A 19,541-nucleotide genomic window follows, 5' to 3' on the forward strand; every position below is an offset into this window, starting at 1 on the left:
TTATATATAATATCTAATATTGTCAAGAGAAATTTAAAAAACAGATTCTAGCGATCCTGTGCGCCTTCTTTTGCTTGCATCCAGTGGCGGTAAAGCTCGATTATAGCTTCTTCCTGTCTGGTTCCGGCAGCAAACTTTAAAGCATCGAGGAGGTCGGCGGGAGCAGCAAAACGGTAGCGGTTGCGTTCAAGATAGGTACGAGTAAAGCGGAGAAATACTTCATCCCCATAAGCCTTACGAAAAGCTTGATAGAATAGCCCACCCTTGTTATAAACCAATTGGAGATACAGGTTAAAATCCTTCCATGCATAAACGGGTTGCGCCACAATATCATCCTGCCCTGAATCTATCAGATTGCGAAAGCCGTTGAGCATATATAAACTCACAATACGCTGCCCTTCAGCCTTACTTTTGAAACGCTCGAAATAAAATATTGGTACATACTGAGTCAGGCTTTCATCCTGCCATGCGTCCTGCACCTGATCGCTACCCACCAAACCATACCACCATTGATGCGCGGTTTCATGGACTACGGCATATTCCAGACTCAGGGCAGCCGAATCATTATAATAGCGTGGAGTAATCAGAATCATGGTGGGAAATTCAAAACCGCCAAGACTTGCAAGCGGCGCTTCTGCCATCTTGAACTCAGCATAGGGATATACCACGAATAGGTCGTTATAAGTTAGCAACGCATTTGCGGCGAAGCCAGCAGCACGTTCGCCCCAAACGTTATCGCGCTCTAGATAGTACCCGGTAACTAAGGTTTCGCCCGCTTTAAGGGTAGCCGATTGGTAGCGTGGGCTAAGCGTAGCCACCAAATCGCGCACCGGTCCGGTAACAATCCAACTAGTGCGACTGCCATCCCCATTATCTTTGGCATCGAGTATTTTACCGTTAGCTACCACCACATTTTCAACAGGCGCGGTCAGCCACAAGTTAAAAAAGGAAACCCTTGAATTAGTAATATCACCCTGCACATTATAAGAGTGGCTATCCCAACCACCATACCGAGTATCGTAAACCGCCACTTGTGGATACCAGAAGGTCAGGGAAAGTAGCTGATTAGCGGCATCATATTTGAAATATTCGTATTTGCCTGGTGGCGGAAAATCAAGGGTAAAATCTAGCTCTATCACCACTGTAGCGCCGGGACTTAAGCTATTGAGGTTTACCTTCAGTTGTGCGCCTCCGTTTGCCGGAGAAGTTACAGCCGATAGACCGTTCACTCTTACATTTGAAACCTCAAGCGGCTTGCGATAAGTAGGGTCATTTGGCGCGTTTGCCCACAGCCACAGGTAAAGGCTATCCAGCGTTGTTCCGGTATCGTTGGTGAAAAATAATTGTTCGCTGGCCGAGCCGCTTGCTACTTCCCCATTTATGTCAAGTTGTAGCGCAAGGTTATAAATCGGGGCGGTCTGGTTCTGCGGCAGCCTAATATCGCCACTATAAGCGGGTAACATTGCTTTTTCTTGCTGCGACAGATTCGGGCGCGTAATCGTCTGATTAGGAATAGCAGGTTGCCAAGGCAATTTACCCGATGACACAATGGGCGTAGTAGAACTTAGCGTGGTCGGGTTAACGTTTGCAGTAGTAGTAATCGGTCTAGAAATAACCGGATTGAGCGTGGTAGTAGCAGGATTCGTGGTGATAGACGGTTGCACACTATCTCCACAGGCAGTCAGCAACAACCCCATAAGAAGTATGACAACTGACACAATTCGAAATCTCATGGCTTTTTACGGATTTGGAGCGCAATCTGCCGGGTCGCCCAAGATTTTCTCCAGCGCGTGTGGTAGAGCCGCTAGAATTGCTTCCAGCGATTCGCGCGCTCCTTTAGGGCTTCCGGGTAGATTTATGATAAGGGTTTGCCCGCGAATGCCCGCAACCGCCCGCGAAATAACTGCCATAGGGGTTTTTTGTAGGCTGGCATAGCGCATTGCTTCTGCCATACCCGGTACTTGTTTCTCAATTACATTTAGAGTGGCATCCGGCGTTACATCACGAGGCGCAACACCCGTGCCGCCGGTAGTCAGTATCAGGTTGAGGCGCAATTCGTCCGACCAGCTTTTCAGTTTGGCTTCGATTGTCAGCCGATCATCAGGGATAATTTCGTAAGCTTCTACCCGAAAGGAATCGCCCAATTTCTCGGTCAATAAATCGCGCAAACCCGGTGCGCTGGTATCTACCCGCTCACCCTTTGAACCTTTATCGCTCAGTGTAAGTATGCCAACCCTGAACTCCATGCTAACCCTCGTATTTTTCCACCGGGCTTTTAATGTTTCTGGAATTAGCGCGACGGGCACGTTCTTCTAAAGCTTCGCGCTGGTATTGCGCTTGCCGTTCTACCACTTTAGCGGGGGTATAGTAGCCTTGATATTCAGGAGGCATTAACTCGGCGATTTTGGACATCATCTGATCGGTAAGTTCTTCAAGGCTGGCTTTACGACCATCTGGAGTTATCCGCGAAAGGTGATAGGGTTTACCGATTCTTACTACCACTTTGGGGCGAGAAAAAATACCACGCCTCTTGCGAACAATAAATTCAGTACCGGTAACAGCCACCGGAACTACCAACGCTTCGCTACTGATAGCTATCAACGCTGCGCCGCTATGTCCCTCGATAAGCTGGTAATCATCGCTGCGGTGTCCCTCCGGATATAGCAGAACCAGTTCACCTTTTTTCAATAGCTCGGTACTGAATTGCAGAGCCTGACGATCAGGCTTGCCGCGCCTAACCGGATAAGCGCCCATCAACCTCACCAAACCGCCGATAAACGGCAAGTTCAGAAATTCGATTTTGGTCATAGTGAAATAGGGGCGGGGCATAATGTTTTGAGCAAAAGGTAAATCCCACATGCTCATATGATTAATTGTAACCAACACGCCGGTTTTCTGACGCGGCATGTTTTCACGCCCGATAACGGTACAATCGCTTACGACAAATACCACCAGAAACTTTAATAACCAGTTAAAATAATAAAGCAACTGGTGTGAAATCTTCTGCGCCGGATATTTAATTCTCTGCCACACCTTTTTCAGCATACCCTACCCTGATTTTCAGTCGAGTATTTTCGCTATTTCAGCCTTAACCCGCTCCAAAACCTGCTCAGGATTCAGGTTATCGGTGTCAATTACAATTGCACCGGGCGCTACCACCAACGGAGAAGCCACCCGCTGACTATCCAGTTTGTCGCGCTGCTCTAGATTGCGGCGCGCTTGCTCTTCCCCGTTTCCAGTTTGCCGATTGCGGCGTAACGCTCTTACTTCGGGAGAAGCATCCAGAAAGATTTTAAGTTCGGCATCTGGCAACACTACGCTGGCAATATCACGCCCAATCATAATGATAGTTCCGGCGCGTTCTGCCATTTCACGCTGCTTCTGCACCAACGCAACCCTAACCTCTGGAATCGCTGCCACCTGCGAAACGATATTTTCCACCTGTGGGTCACGAATCGCCTGACTAACATCTTCTCCATCCACCAACACGGTATATTGCCGCCCGTCAGCGGCTTCCTGCGAAGTAGCATCCCGTGCTTCAAAGTTGAGGTTTTGTGCCAGACGTTCCATCTCCGGTACATTTGAAGGTAGCGTTCCGGTTCTCAACACTAATAATGATACTGCCCGATACATCGCGCCCGTATCAAGGTATGGGCAAGCCAGCACTTTTGCCAGCATCTGCCCAATAGTCGTTTTTCCTACCCCGGCAGTACCATCAATCGCAATTTGTAAGCGTCGAGTCACGAAGAAAAGTTCTCCTATTTAAGTATATTAGCTTTTACGATCGGGTCTGCGCCCAGTCCCGTTGCGCGCCGCACCCGGAGGAGCAATGGGTCGCCGCGGCGCTTGTCCACCTCTCCGTTCAGGAGGTCGCCCCGTACCACGCTCAGTACCTTGATAAGAGGGTTGACCTGTACCATATTTAGGTGGTCGCCCACTCCCTCGTTCAGGACTGTGACCTGTGTCCTGACGTGGACTTCGTTCCGGTGTACCATTTCTTCTTCGCTCATTATCACCTTCGGGTTTACGCCAAAAGGCGTGACCACTCCTTCGTTCAGGTGGGCGACCTACGCCACGTTCCGCCGAGTTATCGCCTTCGGGCTTGCGCCATGGCGTTTGCTCGCTTCTGCGTTCAGGTGGACGACCCGCGCCTCGTTCCGGCGCTCTGTCGGTTCTTCTCCCGCTATCACCTTCGGGCTTACGCCATGGGGTTTGCTCACGTCTTTGTTCAAACGGACGAGATGCACCACGCTCTGGCGCTCTGTCGGTTCTTCTCTCGCTATCACCTTCGGGTTTGCGCCATGGGGTTTGCTCACGTCTTTGTTCGAATGGACGACCCGCGCCTCGTTCCGACGAGTTATCGCCTTCAGGCTTGCGCCACGGTGTTTGCTCACTCCTGCGTTCAAAGGGGCGACTTACACCACGTTCCGACGCTCTATCCGTTCTTCTCTCGCTATCGCCTTCAGGCTTACGCCATGGGGCTTGCTCACTTCTTCGCTCAAACGGACGACCCGCACCTCGTTCCGGCGCTCTATCCGTTCTTCTCTCGCTATCGCCTTCAGGCTTACGCCACGGTGCTTGCTCGCTTCTGCGTTCGAATGGGCGACTTACACCACGTTCCGGCACTTTATCCGTTCTTCTCTCGCTATCTCCTTCGGGCTTGCGCCATGGTGCTTGTCCACTGCCACGTTCGGGGCTGCGAGTTGGAGCGCGAGCTGGAAAGCGTTCTTGCGAGATAGGCTGCGAAGAGGTGCGATTGCCATAACGGGGAGTTTGCCCAAATCCGGTTGCGGGTTCATCCACTCGTTCAACTCTCAGCTTTTTCTCGCCGGCAGCCAGTTCGAGCAAACCTTTCACCTCACCGGCAGTAAGACGGCGAGATTTGCCGACTACCAAATCTCCAAGTTTTAAGCTTCCAAAACTCACCCTTGTAAGTTGCAACACTGGATGCCCGATCGTTTCCGCCATCAGCCTGATTTGGCGCTTTTTGCCTTCGGTCAGAACAAATTTAACCAGCGTATTAGAGCCTTCACGGCGAATAAAATCCACCTGCGCCGGGTGGGTTTTATACATAATATGTTCGCCTGTTTCGTGATCTTCTATTGGGATGTCCACCCCGCGTCTAAGAATTGCCAGTTCGGTCATACGCGGGAAACCTTCCAGCAAAGCCATATACTCTTTTTCCACGTTATGGCGTGGGTGCATCAAAGCGTTTGCAAAAGTGCCATCGTTGGTCAGCAACAAAAGCCCTTCGGTATCCGCATCGAGTCTACCAATCGGGAAAAGACGCTGATCTGACTTAACCAAATCCATAATGGTGGGGCGACCTTGCGGGTCAGTAACGGTGCTGAGATAACCAACGGGCTTATTCAAAGCTATATATATTTTTTGCGGGGCATTATCCGGCTTTATCGAAACCGCTAACCCATCAACTGTAACTTTATCGGTGGCAGGGTCAATTTTTGTGCCAAGTTTTTTAACAATCTTACCGTTTACCATTACCCTACCGGCAGTTATCATCTCCTCACATGTTCTGCGGCTGGCTATACCTGCTCTTGCCAGTACCTTATGTAATCTTTCGCCATCATCCTCAGATATTATTACCATCAATCTCCAGCCTTTGCCAAATATTTTAATTACCATTAAATTATAACAGATAGGTGTGATATAATCGAACTATGCTGCACTGAAAAGCACCCTTTTTTGAGGTTTGAGGTGACCAAAACGGGTAAAGCACACGATGGTTTTAAAGTGCGCCATACCAGCGCCAGCGAAGCTTCACTGGTAGCATTTCTTGATTCTGTGCTGCGTAAGACAATGGCGCTAACCGAAAGTGACTGGAAGAATTACCTCGAAGAGATTCAAAAAAGAGGCGGGGTAGCGTTTATTATAGAAGTGCAAGGCAAAGCGGTGGGCTACGCCGTTACGCCGCCCGTACCCGGTTTACCCAATTATAATAGCCTTACCGGTGGAATCTTGCCGGAATATCAACGCAAGGGTTTCGCAACAGCCTTGCTCAAAGAAACCCTCCGCGAATTACAAGCAAAAACCGGCGAGGCGCGCCGGGTAGTTGCGCGAATCGAACTCAACGACACAGCAATCAAATCTTTTCTGATAAAATCAGGTTTTAGCCTTCAGCATTGTGATATACACATGGAACTGGATAACTTAGACCGAATTCCGGCAGTTGAAGTTCCTCCGGGTTTCCGGCTTAAGACTTTCAAGCGGGATAGTGACGAAGCTGCCTTCATTGAGTATCATCGCCTAGCCTTCCAAGATCAGCCTCGTTTCCAGCCCTATTCATTGGAAGATGTAACAGCAGCGCAAGGACCTGATTTTCAGGATGATGATGTAATTTTACTTGAAAACGAGGATGGTTCACCTGCCGGCTTTATTTGGACAACAATGCATGGTGATATTGTGCAGATTGAGCCACTGGGAGTCTCGGCACAATGGCGCGGAAAAGGTCTGGGTAAGTTGCTACTCAACATGGGTTTGCGACATGGGCGGGCGCGGGGCGCTACCGGTGCCGAATTATGGACAGGCGAAGACAATCAGATTTCGATAAACCTCTATAAAAAATTCGGCTTCACTATAGCCGGGGGCTTTGCAATTTATTATATAGACATCGGTTCCTGAAAACACCCTGATAGGAGAGCAAGGGTAATGAACGAGCGCGAATCCACACAACGCATATTAGAAATGCATAAACGCAACCTGGCTATTCTAGAAGAACAATTAGCTGCTTTTGGCGACCTATTTGCACCCCCCCATATCAAAATCCAGATTCAGGACAAGAAAAAAATTATTGCTGAACTCGAAGCCAAACTCGAACCTACCAGTTTGTCAAAAGCCCCTATTGCAGCATCTCCATCAGAAAAATCTGCCGAATATATCACTACTACCGCTAGCGAAACTGCTAAATCGGCACGTTCCAAAGTATTCATCAGCTATAGCCCGCGTGACTCAAAATGGTTAGAGCGGTTGAAAACTCATCTTGTGCCGCAAGAGCGTGAAGGCAAACTGGAAATCTGGGATGATACAAAAATCAAACCCGGTATGCGCTGGCGTGAGGAAATCCAGAAAGCCCTAACCGGAGCAAAAGTCATTGTAATGCTTATCAGCGCCGATTTTCTCGCCTCCGATTTTTACAGCGAAGAAACTCCTAGATTATTGGCTGCCGCCGAAAAAGAAGGTGCAGTTATTTTGCCGTTGATTATCGGTTATTCAAGGTTCACCGATACTCCCCTATATCAGTTTCAAGCAATTAATTCACCTGAAAAACCCCTTTCGGGTCTCAGGCAGTACGAACAAGATGAAGTACTGGTGAACGCTGCCAGAGCAATCGATCAAGCCTTAAAAAGATAGCTAACATTGCCGAGGTTTGATGGAAAATATCAATAATGAACCGCAAGCACAATTGGTATTGCTAAATTCTCTACTTAAAGGGCAAGTAGAGTCCTTACTAACCCACACCGATACCCTGATGCAGCGCAATAATTTGCTAGAAAATTATGTTTCTTTGCTGACCGAGTTTATCAATAATCAGCTTGGAATCAAGCCGCCGGATATTCCTATAGCCTTTCCCAGTCGCCAACCTGAAATATTGATAATCTACAGCCAAAAGGACGATGGGCATTGGTTGGAACGGCTGAAAACCCATCTCGATTCACTCAATCCCAAAGCCCAGATAAGATATTGGGATGACGAAAAACCTAAGCTAATCCAAAATTGGCGTGGTACGCTTGCGATAGACCTTAAATCGGCGGACGCAATAATTCTATTATCCAGTCATAGCCTTATGTCTTCGGAGTTAATGAAGCCCACCGATGATACCACTACCGATACGCTGCCCGATTTTCTCAACGAGGCGCGGGGAAAAGGCATCCAAACCCTGACGGTATTGCTTGATCCGGTGGTACTTGAGGATGAGGGCTTGAATGAAACTTATCTGGTTAAACTTACCGCCAAGCCTCCCAAGCCATTGAACAAATTCAGAACCAAAAACGAGCGTGAGGCTGAAGGGGAAAGAATCTTCGCCGAAATAGCCCGTCTCAGCCAACAATTGATTAGCACCGGGAAGTTGCCCGAACAACCGCCCGCCAAAGCTGCCAAAATCTCCAACCTTGCCCAATCCGCCCGAACATCTATCTTTATTTCATATTCGCACGTGGATAAACAATGGCGTGAACGAATTGAGATGTTCCTGAAACACCTTTCGCTCGAAAAAGAGGTGGAATGGTGGTCAGATGAAAAAATAGATGCGGGCGACTTATGGCGAGATGAAATAAACCAAGCGCTGGCAAAAACCCGCGTGGCAATTATGCTGGTAAGCCAAGAGTTTCTTATCTCGAAATTCATCAATCAGGTTGAGCTACCCGGACTGTTAAATGCAGTAAAAGCAGAAGGCGTGGCGTTGAAGTATTTCCTAATTAGCCCCTGTACGGTAAAATTAACCATACTCAGCGAATATCAGCGAGTAAACGATAAATATCTTATTGATATGAGCGAATCAGAATGGCGGCAGTCTTTTAACGCACTGGTTGACGAATTAAGAACTATCTTTGGTGTTTTATAAATAGATAGAGGTAAATTGTGGCAGCACCAAGTCAGATACAACCGGGTTATCAATTTGGAAATTACCAACTGGTAGGACCAATCTTCCAACGTGGTCGCGAAGAAATATGGCATGCGCACCATCACCGAATTCCTGACATCGAAGTTGCCGTTAAAATTATTCTCGCACCCCAACCGGGTGAACTAAAGCTCATTGAGCGGGAATTTACAATCCTCAATAAAACTCGTAATTGCAAGAATGTAATAAATATCGATGATTTTGGAGAGCAGGACGGGTTAGTTTATATGGTTATGCAGTATGCCTCGGCAGGGGATTTGACCGGGCGCATACAGCAAGGTCTCGATTTAAAGACCATCTCTACATTCCTAAAAGCAGCCTCGGAGGGGTTGGATTTTGCGCATAAACTGGGCATAATTCATCGGAATCTTAAACCTGATAATATTTTTTTAGATAAAGATGGAACGCTACTGCTGACAGATTTCAAGCTGGCAAAAGACCCTGAACTTGATCTGCCGGTTTCCAACGCGGGAACGCCCGAATATGAAGCTCCTGAGCAATTTACCGATTTCGTCAATGTCAGTCCGGCTGCCGATATCTACAGCCTCGGTATAATTACTTTCCAGATGCTAACACGCTCATTACCTTATGGTTCGCGCGTGCATGGAGTCAAAGTTACTGAGCTTGAAATGCGTCACAAAACTGCCCCAATTCCCATACTTATACAGCTAAAACCCGATTTGCCTTCTGCTCTGCAAGAAATAATCGAGAAAGCCTTGGCTAAACAACCGTCTGATCGATACACCAAAGCCAGTGAGTTCGCCACCGCTTTTGAAAAGGCTATTTCCAACGTTTCAGATGAGGATATCGGTACACTGATTAATTTTATTCTTCCGAAGAATATTGTCGAAACGCAGCCTGCGCAGGTTGATTTGATTCCGGTTGAAAACAGCATAGCAGCGATAGAGGGGGCAACACCAACCATAACTGTACCGGAAACCACCCAACCATCAGCAGTAATTACACCACCACCAACGACTCCTGCCGTCATTACAGATTCCGCACAACCTGTGCGCGATAAAGTTTTCATCAGCTACAGTCACAAAGACGCGGAGTGGTTGGCAAAACTGCGAAGTTTTCTGGTACCGCTGGAACGCATGGGCATTCCTATTTGGGACGATACCCAGATCAAACCGGGTAATTTGTGGCGCAATGAAATCAAGAAAGCTTTATCCAGCGCAAAAGTGGCTTTATTGCTGGTTAGTTCCGACTTCCTTGCCTCCGATTTTATCAATGATCAAGAATTACCGACGCTGTTGAAAGCCGCACAGAATGATGGAGCGCTTATCCTTCAAGTGGTACTCAGACCGGTTATGCTGGAAGGTACAACCCTTTACGAGTATCAAGCGGTTAATAGCGCGTCCAACCCTCTTTCCGGTGTAGATAAAAACAAACGTGAGGAAGTTTTTGTCGAAATAGCCCGACTGATCAAACAGGCTTACAAACCAAATTAGGGTAATAAATTGGGAAGACTATTACTTTGGGCAAGGCGCGATAAATTAATTGCTTTTTATCTGGTAGGGATAATGATAATGCTGGCGCTGATTATAATCGTGCTGGTTATGTTTTTAAGCGAGCAATCGCACCCTGTAACTTCTCGCCAGTTGCCCAACCCAACCCAAACGATAGTCTTACCTACTGAAACTCCCTTCAGCAACCCGCTCACGATTATGCCAAATCAAGGGCGTGATAATGCACCGCCCCCACCTCCCACCAAAATAGTACCTATAATTACAATACGTTGAGTACTTTATCTCAAAGTGGTACAATCCCAAAAAGTTGGTGGATTTTTAAGCGGGCTTCCTGAATATAATGAATGTACCCTATAAACTGGATAAAAAAGCGAAGAGAAATAAGGTGTGAAAAGACAAGCAAATGAGCAAGCGAAAACATTATTCCTCAACATTTAAAGCCGAAGTAGTCCAAGAGCTTTTGAAAGAGGAGAAAACTTGGAACAGTTCAGACCAGTAACTTGGGAAGCTGCTTTAGCTTCAAGCTGGGCATAGTTGATTTGAAGTTGTGTTAACTGTTCTTCTAGCGTCATTATTTTAGTCTACCAGCCTCAGTTGACGAGGCTGGTTGAACTGTTATAAAAAACTAATGAAAAAAGGCTGAAACTAATCACTCAGCCTATAGTGCAAATCTATTATCAGGAAATATAATTTATTTCTTAGCGCGATATAAGTTGGTAACCCAACCGCTAATCCAATCGTTTTCTACCAGCCAATCGAGCGTATGAGGCGAGATATTTATCTCACCGGCGGGATACTCCATATGATTCACTTGCAAAAGCTTCTCTAGCTCGCTATCTTCGGTTAACTGGAAGAAAACGGCGGGGCGGTTGGTGAAAAGGAAACGCCAGATAGAATCTTTTGGGGTCTCTTGTTTTGCAATCTCCGAATAGCAATTTGCGAATCCCAAGATTTTCTTGCGCCAAACGGGATGTACAATCAACTGGATGTACCATGCGGGTACATACATATCGCTGGTGTGGCGTACTGCACGGTCGCCACGTACACTGCGTTCAAACTCGCGCACTATGCCGGAAATGTTAGTTTCAAGGTTTTGGCGTAACGAGTTTGCTTCTTCCAGCAAACGATGTGACAAGCGCAGATGTTTTTGCAAAAATTTTTCCGAGATATCGCAAAGCTCCTGCATACTGCGCAAACCCAATTCCAGATGTGCTATTTCTGCATCTCTGGTCTGGATAAAAGCGGTAATATGTTCCCTTATCTTTTGCAGCCGCTCGACTTTTAGCTCTTCCAGCCGTGCAAGAATGAGATTATGCTTGCGTTGCACCTCCGCTATTGCTGCTGCAACTTCATCTTGAACACGCCGTGTTTCCTCATCATTTTGACTCAGCAGAGCTTCGAGTTGGGATAATTCCGCTTCAAGTTCGCTCAACCGCTCTTGAGTGCGTGCAATTGTCCCGGCTAAGCCGCCTAGTTCGTCCAATTCACGCTGCAAGCCAGCCGCAAGATTATATAGGTTCTGGAAAGTGGCAGGGCGCGACATTTCCGGGCTATGCGGAGCCATCACAAGACTACTATGCAAACTGCTCAGGGCGGTTTCAAGCCCTTCTAGGTGACGTTGTGCATCGGCAAGTTGGTTGTTATAAGCGGTTGCACCCAATTCCCGAACTGCAACTTCCAGCCCGCACCATTGTCGATTAAGCCGCTCAAATTCCCCATTGAAATCGAGATAAACCGATACCGCTTCGCCTACTTCCCCTGCTATAGCCAGCAACTGTCCGCTATTGCGGAAATTAATTAGGCTGCCAAGCCATTGAGTGGATTGCCATTTGGTGCCGGTTCCAATCTGTTGGCGCAACCGCCCCAACTCATCCAGCGGCTCAAAGCGTAGGCGGGCGTAGCGGTTTAGTGCGTCATTGACATCGCTGGTTGCCAGGCGTGCATCGGCTCTTAACTGCGTTAGTAAGCGCAAAACTTCTTCGCTTTCCTGTGCCAAGGGGGGAACACCGTAATCGCTTCGGAAATGCAATATGGTAGGCAAGCTGTAACTGCGTTCGGTTAGGTCAGTCAGCAATTGTTTGAGATTTTCAAAGCGGGTATTGGTAGAGTTATCCAATTGCACGCGCTGGTCGTTCAGACGCTTTAGCTCAGCCTGTAATACACGCTGCTCGTCCTGTCTCTCTTCCAACCCGCTGCTTAGCTCTTGATGTTGTCGATCAAGGGTTGCGAGTGTGCCATCTCGTTCACCTTCCAGCAATTCAGTCTGGGTGGTATAGAAACGCTGCACCTGCGAGCGGTAAAAAGCCGATTCGGCATCCAGCCTTTGTACTGCCGGGCGCACTTCTACTTCCAACGCAGACTCGACTCTGGCAAAGCCTTCGCGAGCTGCCACAATTACCAGTTCGCAACGTGAAAGCAAACTCTGGTTAAATGATTTCTCGCGTTCTGCATGGTCATGCCATTGTTGGATTTCGGAGGCTACAAGCTCAAGATTATCCTCGACTTTGGCGGCTATCTGGTTATGAATGGTAGTAATACCTTCCTGACCAAGCGCAAGTGCATCGTCTAGGCTCGAATAATCTTCAACCTCATGTGTCAATAATTCCAGATGTTCAATTTCTCCGGCTTGTGGTGGCACTGGCATAGTGTGGTGCGAAATTTCGACGATATCTTTATCATCGAGCGCTTGTAACCAGAATTTATCCAAAACCAGCGTTTTATCTGCTTGGATGTAAGGCGTAGTTGCCGCCATACTGGCAGTAGATTTCAAAGGAGCGATCAGACGACTAAGCTCGTTTAGGGTGCGCTTCTTGCGTCCGGTTTCCTCCTCATCATCCGGTTTCATTTTGGTGCCTAGTTCATCACTATCACGATAGAGTGCAAAGAAATTATCGCGTAGTCCGGGGAAATCCGGCACAGCTATAGTAGGGTCAACCCAAACCGAGCCGCCACTATCCAGTTGGATGCTTACAAAACGTCGATAGAAACGACCGAACGATACAACTCGCGGCAAGGTGAACCAAGCGTAAGCAATCGCACTTACCAGCAGCACGAAAGTAATCACTGCCCCAATCAAGAACAGATTAGAGACGTTATTTTTAGTTAGTAAACCTATCAACCCGGCAATTAAAAATAGGGGAGTGAGGGCAGCGAAAAGATATATAAACCAACGGCGTGTTTCCCACCAAGTTCGGCGATAGCGATCATATTCGGAATACAATATAGCAGCATCGAGCTGTTGCTCGTCATGGAAATTATCAGTACCATCGATCAAACCACGAAAGGAGGTGGCATCTGGTAATACTTGAGTATCATTATCCGAGGCAAGCTTGTTGAGGTTGCCCGGCATTGCCGAGTTATTTGCATTTGGCACGTTATCCCAACTTGGAATTTCTTCGTTTCCAGCATTGGACACGGCAAAAGCCTCACGGCGAGTTATTTCAGGCTCAGAGGGGGTCATAGCCAGTTATCTCTCCAGTGTAGCCAGCTCAGCCAGCAATTTTTCCAATTCAACGTCACTGAGAATGGTGATAATGGTCCCCTGCGCCGGACGCACCCCATCCTGATAGGGGCTAGGAGCGCGTGCCAGCCTGAATGTCCCGTCGGCGGCGCGTGACAGGTAGAATAGCTGACTGGATAGGTCTGCCAAGCGTCCGCTATGTCCCAATTTTACCGAAATACGCGCATCTACTTCGCCGTTTTGCACAAATAGACTGTGCGCCTCCAGTTTTAAATAATCTTTTTCACTACCCTGCAACGAAATATTTTTAACTGCTACCAAGGATTGTGCCTCAAAAGTACCGTTTAGTTTAAACTCACCTCGGCACACTACGGGTCCTTGCACTTTTACCAATCCGTTGATAACGATTTCTTCGCCCGATACTGTGCCTTCAATCCGGCTGCCATCTTCGATTTGTAGGCTACCACCCGAAATCAAATGACCTTCCACTACGCAATTTGAGCCAACTGATACGCTTTTTATGCCTATCACGTTCCCCTTTACCCGAATATCCCCGGTTAACCTGACATGCTCTCCTAATACCGGAGCGCTAAGTTGAGTTGGTCCTTCCAGCGTTATGGTTTTTTCCAATTCTTGCTTGCTGGTAGGATACCAGGCTTTAGCAATTTGGGCTTGGGTATTTTCCGAAACAAAAGGGTTAAAATTGAAGCGCAAGAGACTCAAATCGAAACCGGGGTCGGTTTCTGCCACAAACTTTTGGAAGGCAGACTCAAATTCAGCCAGATTATTCTCGAAATCAGGCTGTGGAGAGTCGGATTTAGGCGAAGAGCTTCCGCCATGTCTAGGCGAATAATAGCTCATAATTACTTTTTTCGAGTACCTTTTTAAGGTGAAGAAATTTGACGTTTCGCACAGAGTCCTGTTTAGTATTATCGCTTGTCAGGTTGTGCCTTGTCAAGGTTTTATGTAACTATTCGGTACTTTTGTGTGACCATTTATCAATTTTAGGGCTTTAACTTCACATGTAGGGAGCAGCGCCGAGAAAAAGATGACGAACTAGTGCAGTTGCACCAAATTCAACTAGGCTGAACAGAAAAACCACCACCAAAGTAGGCAATACGTCCCAAGAATCGCGATACAGATTTTCGCGGCGTGCCATCACAACATAAATGAGCAGGTTAAAGACGCTCATCATCCACAGTCCGCCTAGCACTGTTAACGTAGCTAGTGGCAAGAACAGCCAGTCCCAGCCCGACATTACCAATACCATCAGCGTTGCGCCTAATATAAGGAGCGCGCCGAATTCAACCCATTTCTGAAATGGGGCTATTTTCCACGGGAATTTCCAAATTGCGAAATTGTAAAGGGGGTAAACAAGTCCTGCTAATCCGATACCGCTCATCGTACCGGTTAATAATCTAAGCCAGTTCTGGGGTTGGTAGGGATGAAACCAGCCAAAATCGTAGAAGGTGGCATTAATCCCATCCAGTACCATAGACAGTACCATCAGCCCTAACAATAGATTTATATTCCATCTGGAGAGTTTTCCGGCGCGGGTGCGCCCGATGAACCATAGAAATATCCAAGTGAGTAGGAATCCGCAGAAAATACCGACCATCCGAGCTTCTACCGGCAATTTTTGGTTGCCAAGATAATAGGTATGGGCGGGACGTTGGGCGCAAGAACCGCTGCAAATAAGCAGATATTTTTCACTGAGGCTGCCGGGGGTGAGTACTAGCAGTAGTATCAATATGAAAGCAACCGCTCCCGCCACCACTAAAGGTTTTAGACGAGAGCGGTCAAGTTCTACCCCAATGGGCGGTTTTTCCAGCATCTACAAGTATTTGTTGACCAGTAAACCTAACTTCTCAATCGAGGCGGCAGGGATTTTGCTGCGGTCGGTCATAATGGCATTTTCAAGGGCGTTATCGCAGCCACAACCAGCCTGAATTAGTTCTGCGATTTTTGGAATAGCTAGGCGGATGATTTGCTTGGCGCGTCCCACGTTCTGGGTCAGGTTATTGACTACCATCTCGATAGTCACACTCTCTTCGCCTTCGTGCCAGCAGTCGTAATCGGTGGAGCAAGCCACCACCGCGTAATGGATTTCAGCTTCACGGGCGAGTTTTGCTTCTGGCAAAGCAGTCATACCGATAATATCGCAATCCATTTTACGGTAGAAGTTGCTTTCAGCACGGCTGGAGAAAAGCGGTCCTTCCATACAAACGTAAGTGCCACTGTTGTAAACCTTACGCGCTCCGGTTTGGTTAGCGGCTTCGTACAGAATACCTCTAAGCGTATTACAGAAGGGATCGGCAAAGGTTACGTGTGCTACGATACCCAAATTGTCGCCAAAATAGGTGCGAGGGCGTAGGCTGGTGCGGTCAAATATCTGATCGGGGATAACAAGGTCAAGCGGAGCAATTTCCTCACGCAATGACCCTACTGCGCTGATAGAAATTATCCATTCTACCCCTAGCATCTTGAAGGCATAGATATTGGCACGTACTGGAAGGTCGGTAGGGTTAAAGCGATGTCCCTTGCCGTGACGAGGCAAAAAAGCCACTCTTTGTCCTTCTAGTGTTCCAACCGTAATTGCATCACTTGGTTTGCCCCAAGGTGTATCGGGATAAAACTCTTCAATGTCCTCTAAACCTTCAATTTGGTACAGCCCGCTACCGCCGATAACGCCGATCTTTGCTTCCACGCTGCCGACTCCTTCCTGATTCTAGGATTCTTTCGTTTCTGGGGGTTGGTTTTGTTTTTCTTCTTGTTCTATAGCTTGCAGAATACGCTGAATTTTATCACCATGCTCTATGCCACCATCAAACTCGAAATGAAGTTCTGGGACATACTTCATCTGCAATTGGTGAAATAATTCGCGTCGTAGGTAACCGCTAGCGCCTTTTAGCGCCTTAAAGGTGTCTTTTCTAGCTTCTTCAGTTCCCATAACACTAAATAATAGCTTAGCGTGTTTGAGGTCGGGACTTACTTCTACGCGAGTAATGGTAACGAAGCCAAGCCGCGGATCGCGCAATTCGCGCTGAATCAACGTACTGACTATTTCTTTTATCATCTCCGCAACTTGTTCTGTTCTTCTTGACATGGCTCTTTTTTGTAGCTCAGGCTATATTTCACTATAATTAAATTGTGTTTCAATTATAGCACACTCAACTTAATCCTATCGAATTGGTAGGAATTGTATTGACTAAGCCAAAGCCTACAGGTATAATTAAGCCTGACACAATCGTGACAATATAGCCCAACTTCAATGTTGTACCAAAAGGCATGATTAAAGTAGAGAGCCCGATCGGGTTCTGTTCATTATAGATATTTAAGTTAACTTATAACAACACAAGTTTGTTTTTAAGATTTGGGAGGTCTCTGGAGATGATAACATTAACCGATTCGGCGACAGATCAATTGAAAAAGATTATTGAAGAAGAAAACGACTCTACGCTTGGCTTGCGCGTGTTTGTAGCAGGCGGCGGTTGCAGCGGCTTCCAATACCAGATGGTATTGGAAAACGAAATCCGCGATGGCGATGAGATCACCGAACTCAACGGCGTTAAACTGTATGTCGACTCTTTCAGCCAAAAATATATTGATGGCGCTGAAATTGATTTTGTCAACAGCCTGATGGGTGGGGGTTTTACTGTACACAATCCGAATGCAGTTTCAAGCTGCGGTTGCGGTAGTTCTTTTGATACCGCTGATGGAGCCGGGAAAGCTAGCTCACGTTCTTGTGCTTGCAGCTAATCTCAATCGCGCGTTTATTTTTGAAATAAAAAAGGGCGGGGTTATCCCGCCTTTTTATTTTTGATAATGTGTTTTACGCTTGTTGTACTCCATCCTGTACTAGCCCGATGATATTCCCATCCACGTCTTTGACTGATCCAATCAGCCTTCCCCCACCGACATGTTTGATCTCTTCGAGTATTTGTGCGCCAGCATCTAACAGCGCCTGCAAGCTCTTATGTATGTCGCTTACTTGAAAGTAGCCTGTCATTCCCTCTTTATGACCATTAGGGTCTAGCCCTATTTGCTGATCTCCAACCTGAAAACCAACATAATATTCCGAATCCACAAACGGCTCGACCTCTAAAAGTACACTATAAAACTGCTTTGCCCGATTTATATCTGTGACGGGATAGATAATTGTCTTTATACCTTGATTCATAAAAAACTCCTTATATATTCTCTGATTCATTGAACTTCTTACCGACTTTGTTTTTTTGGCTGGAAAAGCCATTGCACAAAGCTGCTCTCCGTGCAGTAGTTTGATGGCGACATTGTACGGATGAACATTTAAATACTTGTTAATTTAGTTTTTCTGCCTCTTTATCGTAGCTCTTTTGCAGCAATTCCGCTTCTGCACTGGCGAACTGCGAAACAAGGCTCGTGCCGCTAACCACTTCTCGTCCACCCGCTTCGGGTTCAATCGTTTCAGAATTGGAAACACCTAATACGTTTGAGCGATCTTGATTTAGGGAAATAGCGCTTCGATAAATTCGATCTTTCGAGTTTAGCAAAGCAGCAGGATCGGTATAACGATTCTGTGGGTAAGTAGTCATACCCCGATTGCTAAAAACTTGGCGAATTTCTCGGTCGTAGGCTCCGGCTGTGCGCATCGTGTCACTGATTTTATTCCCTAGTTTTTCTTCCGAGAGTTTACCTTTGCTTGGATTGGTAGGTATAAACGCCGCCACAATCACTTTGCCCTTTTCTACCTCTGCCTGATAATATTCAGCATCTTCTTCGGTAATGTCCGCTTCAAAAATGGCCTCCCGGTATTCGGCTACAGGCGCAGCTTCGATGGTATTATCAAAAGAAGGCTTTTCATCATCACTTGTTTTTTGAATCAGATTTATTAATTCGGGAGCATAGTTATCTTCCAACATTCGTTTAACGAAACGTTCGGCTTGTCCTAGATTATTAAAATACCCGATTACGGTTCTAGCCATTAACTTTCTCCTGTTACATCCCGGCTTCAGTATTACTTCAGGATTTCATTATATCAAAAGAAGGCTTATTTTCTAGAAAAAAGAAAATGGATGTGTAATATTAGGTAAATAGATTTTTACTATTGATGTGTATTTCTAAAATCTAGGGTTGTGAAAGGGGCTATTTAGGGAAGATGGCACAAAAAATGGGCAGTACAGGACTCGAACCTGTGACATCCACGGTGTAAGCGTGGCGCTCTACCAACTGAGCTAACTGCCCGAAACAACGGCTAATAATATACCAGAAAAAACAGACCTTGGCAAATCGTTTTAGATACGGATTACCTATTGGGATTATGCTAGGTCTGCTTATTGTCAGAATATAAAATTACTTCTAAATACCGGAAACCATTACCGACACAGTGCGTGGCAGCGGGCGATCAAGTTCTACTAGGAAAATGCTCTGCCAACGTCCGATAGTCATTTGACCTTCCACCACCGGAATAGTTTCGCTGGTAGATAGCACCAAATGTTGACAGTGTGAATGACCGTTAGGAGTTTCCCCCGGATTCATATTATGGGTACGAATGCTGAAATCATTGTGGCGATAATACTCATCCGATGGGAAGAGCTTGGAGATTCGCTGGCACATATCAATCAATAGCAGCGGTTCGTTCTCATTAATGACGATGGAAGCGGTGGTATGTTTTGAATAAACCGTAACAGTACCCATGCGGATGCCGGACTGGGTAACTACCTGGCGTACAGCTTCGGTTATATCCGTGAAATTTGGAATATCTATCTGAGTTTCAATACTCAGTTGGACTGAATGACAATGGTAACTTCCGCTTTGGGTTACCGCAGCGTTAGTAGGTTGTGCACTGGTATTCTTGGGTTCATTGGGTACGGCGTGATAACCGTTTAATTTACTTAAACCGTTAGTCACAATGGGATTCTGATTTTCGACTACAATATCAGGTTGAAAGGGCATCTATTACCTCCATTATTCAATATAAACTTGCAGTATTTTA

General features: G+C 46.7%; 19 protein-coding genes and 1 tRNA gene. 6 read left to right on the forward strand and 14 right to left on the reverse strand.

Translation table 11 applies throughout. From position 1 onward, the window contains the following. Positions 1–47: 47 nt before the first annotated feature. Genes OZ401_RS16625 through OZ401_RS16645 form a run of 5 tightly spaced genes read right to left on the reverse strand, consistent with a single transcriptional unit; the run spans position 48 to position 5,607 of the window. Positions 48–1,718 carry a M1 family metallopeptidase gene (locus OZ401_RS16625; RefSeq protein WP_341471566.1) on the reverse strand — a complete coding sequence of 557 codons (1,671 nt, stop codon included), beginning with the start codon at positions 1,716–1,718 and terminating at the stop codon, positions 48–50. A 21-nt stretch (positions 1,719–1,739) separates the two neighbouring features. Then, a complete protein-coding gene (mog, locus tag OZ401_RS16630) occupies positions 1,740–2,246 on the reverse strand; it encodes a molybdopterin adenylyltransferase (protein WP_341471567.1) in 507 nt (168 codons plus the stop codon). A gap of 1 nt (position 2,247) precedes the next feature. After that, complete coding sequence (locus tag OZ401_RS16635) at positions 2,248–3,033, reverse strand: lysophospholipid acyltransferase family protein (RefSeq protein WP_341471568.1); 786 nt, start codon at positions 3,031–3,033, stop codon at positions 2,248–2,250. A gap of 27 nt (positions 3,034–3,060) precedes the next feature. Further along, positions 3,061–3,744 (reverse strand): (d)CMP kinase, encoded by a 684-nt coding sequence (cmk, locus tag OZ401_RS16640; protein WP_341471569.1) that lies wholly within the window; start codon positions 3,742–3,744, stop codon positions 3,061–3,063. Positions 3,745–3,771: 27 nt separating this feature from the next. Then, positions 3,772–5,607 carry a pseudouridine synthase gene (locus OZ401_RS16645; RefSeq protein WP_341471570.1) on the reverse strand — a complete coding sequence of 612 codons (1,836 nt, stop codon included), beginning with the start codon at positions 5,605–5,607 and terminating at the stop codon, positions 3,772–3,774. Between the two features lie 108 nt (positions 5,608–5,715). Between OZ401_RS16645 and OZ401_RS16650 the strand changes: the two genes are divergently transcribed. From OZ401_RS16650 to OZ401_RS16670, 5 genes are read left to right on the forward strand one after another with little or no spacing between them, the layout of a single operon-like run. Then, positions 5,716–6,639, forward strand: coding sequence for a GNAT family N-acetyltransferase (locus tag OZ401_RS16650; RefSeq protein WP_341471571.1), 924 nt, complete (start codon positions 5,716–5,718; stop codon positions 6,637–6,639). Positions 6,640–6,666: 27 nt separating this feature from the next. Beyond that, complete coding sequence (locus tag OZ401_RS16655) at positions 6,667–7,368, forward strand: toll/interleukin-1 receptor domain-containing protein (protein ID WP_341471572.1); 702 nt, start codon at positions 6,667–6,669, stop codon at positions 7,366–7,368. 19 nt (positions 7,369–7,387) lie between these two features. Further along, a complete protein-coding gene (locus OZ401_RS16660; RefSeq protein WP_341471573.1) occupies positions 7,388–8,578 on the forward strand; it encodes a toll/interleukin-1 receptor domain-containing protein in 1,191 nt (396 codons plus the stop codon). Between the two features lie 17 nt (positions 8,579–8,595). Further along, the gene (locus OZ401_RS16665; protein WP_341471574.1) at positions 8,596–10,089 is read left to right on the forward strand and encodes a protein kinase domain-containing protein; all 1,494 of its coding nucleotides are present in this window, start codon (positions 8,596–8,598) and stop codon (positions 10,087–10,089) included. A gap of 9 nt (positions 10,090–10,098) precedes the next feature. Next, on the forward strand, positions 10,099–10,380 hold the full coding sequence (locus tag OZ401_RS16670) for a hypothetical protein (protein ID WP_341471575.1): 282 nt from the start codon (positions 10,099–10,101) through the stop codon (positions 10,378–10,380). A gap of 418 nt (positions 10,381–10,798) precedes the next feature. Here OZ401_RS16670 and OZ401_RS16675 read toward each other — a convergent pair whose 3' ends face one another. The 5 genes from OZ401_RS16675 to rbfA form a co-directional block, all read right to left on the reverse strand. Further along, positions 10,799–13,567, reverse strand: coding sequence for a hypothetical protein (locus tag OZ401_RS16675; protein ID WP_341471576.1), 2,769 nt, complete (start codon positions 13,565–13,567; stop codon positions 10,799–10,801). A 6-nt stretch (positions 13,568–13,573) separates the two neighbouring features. After that, positions 13,574–14,428, reverse strand: coding sequence for a bactofilin family protein (locus tag OZ401_RS16680; protein WP_341471577.1), 855 nt, complete (start codon positions 14,426–14,428; stop codon positions 13,574–13,576). Positions 14,429–14,585: 157 nt separating this feature from the next. Next, complete coding sequence (locus OZ401_RS16685) at positions 14,586–15,401, reverse strand: DUF2085 domain-containing protein (RefSeq protein WP_341471578.1); 816 nt, start codon at positions 15,399–15,401, stop codon at positions 14,586–14,588. Continuing rightward, a complete protein-coding gene (gene mtnP, locus OZ401_RS16690) occupies positions 15,402–16,274 on the reverse strand; it encodes an S-methyl-5'-thioadenosine phosphorylase (RefSeq protein ID WP_341471579.1) in 873 nt (290 codons plus the stop codon). Between the two features lie 21 nt (positions 16,275–16,295). Then, positions 16,296–16,673, reverse strand: coding sequence for a 30S ribosome-binding factor RbfA (gene rbfA, locus OZ401_RS16695; protein WP_341471580.1), 378 nt, complete (start codon positions 16,671–16,673; stop codon positions 16,296–16,298). A gap of 284 nt (positions 16,674–16,957) precedes the next feature. Between rbfA and erpA the strand changes: the two genes are divergently transcribed. Further along, on the forward strand, positions 16,958–17,326 hold the full coding sequence (erpA, locus tag OZ401_RS16700; protein WP_341471581.1) for an iron-sulfur cluster insertion protein ErpA: 369 nt from the start codon (positions 16,958–16,960) through the stop codon (positions 17,324–17,326). Between the two features lie 73 nt (positions 17,327–17,399). On the opposite strand, the gene OZ401_RS16705 is transcribed toward erpA, so the two are convergent. The 4 genes from OZ401_RS16705 to OZ401_RS16720 all read right to left on the reverse strand — a co-directional run bounded on the left by OZ401_RS16705 (position 17,400) and on the right by OZ401_RS16720 (position 19,501). Then, positions 17,400–17,747 (reverse strand): VOC family protein, encoded by a 348-nt coding sequence (locus tag OZ401_RS16705; RefSeq protein WP_341471582.1) that lies wholly within the window; start codon positions 17,745–17,747, stop codon positions 17,400–17,402. A gap of 139 nt (positions 17,748–17,886) precedes the next feature. After that, positions 17,887–18,531 (reverse strand): hypothetical protein, encoded by a 645-nt coding sequence (locus OZ401_RS16710; protein ID WP_341471583.1) that lies wholly within the window; start codon positions 18,529–18,531, stop codon positions 17,887–17,889. Positions 18,532–18,717: 186 nt separating this feature from the next. After that, positions 18,718–18,790, reverse strand: a tRNA-Val gene (locus OZ401_RS16715). Positions 18,791–18,904: 114 nt separating this feature from the next. Continuing rightward, positions 18,905–19,501: a secondary thiamine-phosphate synthase enzyme YjbQ gene (locus OZ401_RS16720; RefSeq protein ID WP_341471584.1), complete on the reverse strand. Its 597-nt coding sequence runs from the start codon at positions 19,499–19,501 to the stop codon at positions 18,905–18,907. Positions 19,502–19,541 lie beyond the last annotated feature (40 nt).

It is taken from the genome of Candidatus Chlorohelix allophototropha (assembly GCF_030389965.1).
Lineage (GTDB): Bacteria > Chloroflexota > Chloroflexia > Chloroheliales > Chloroheliaceae > Chlorohelix > Chlorohelix allophototropha.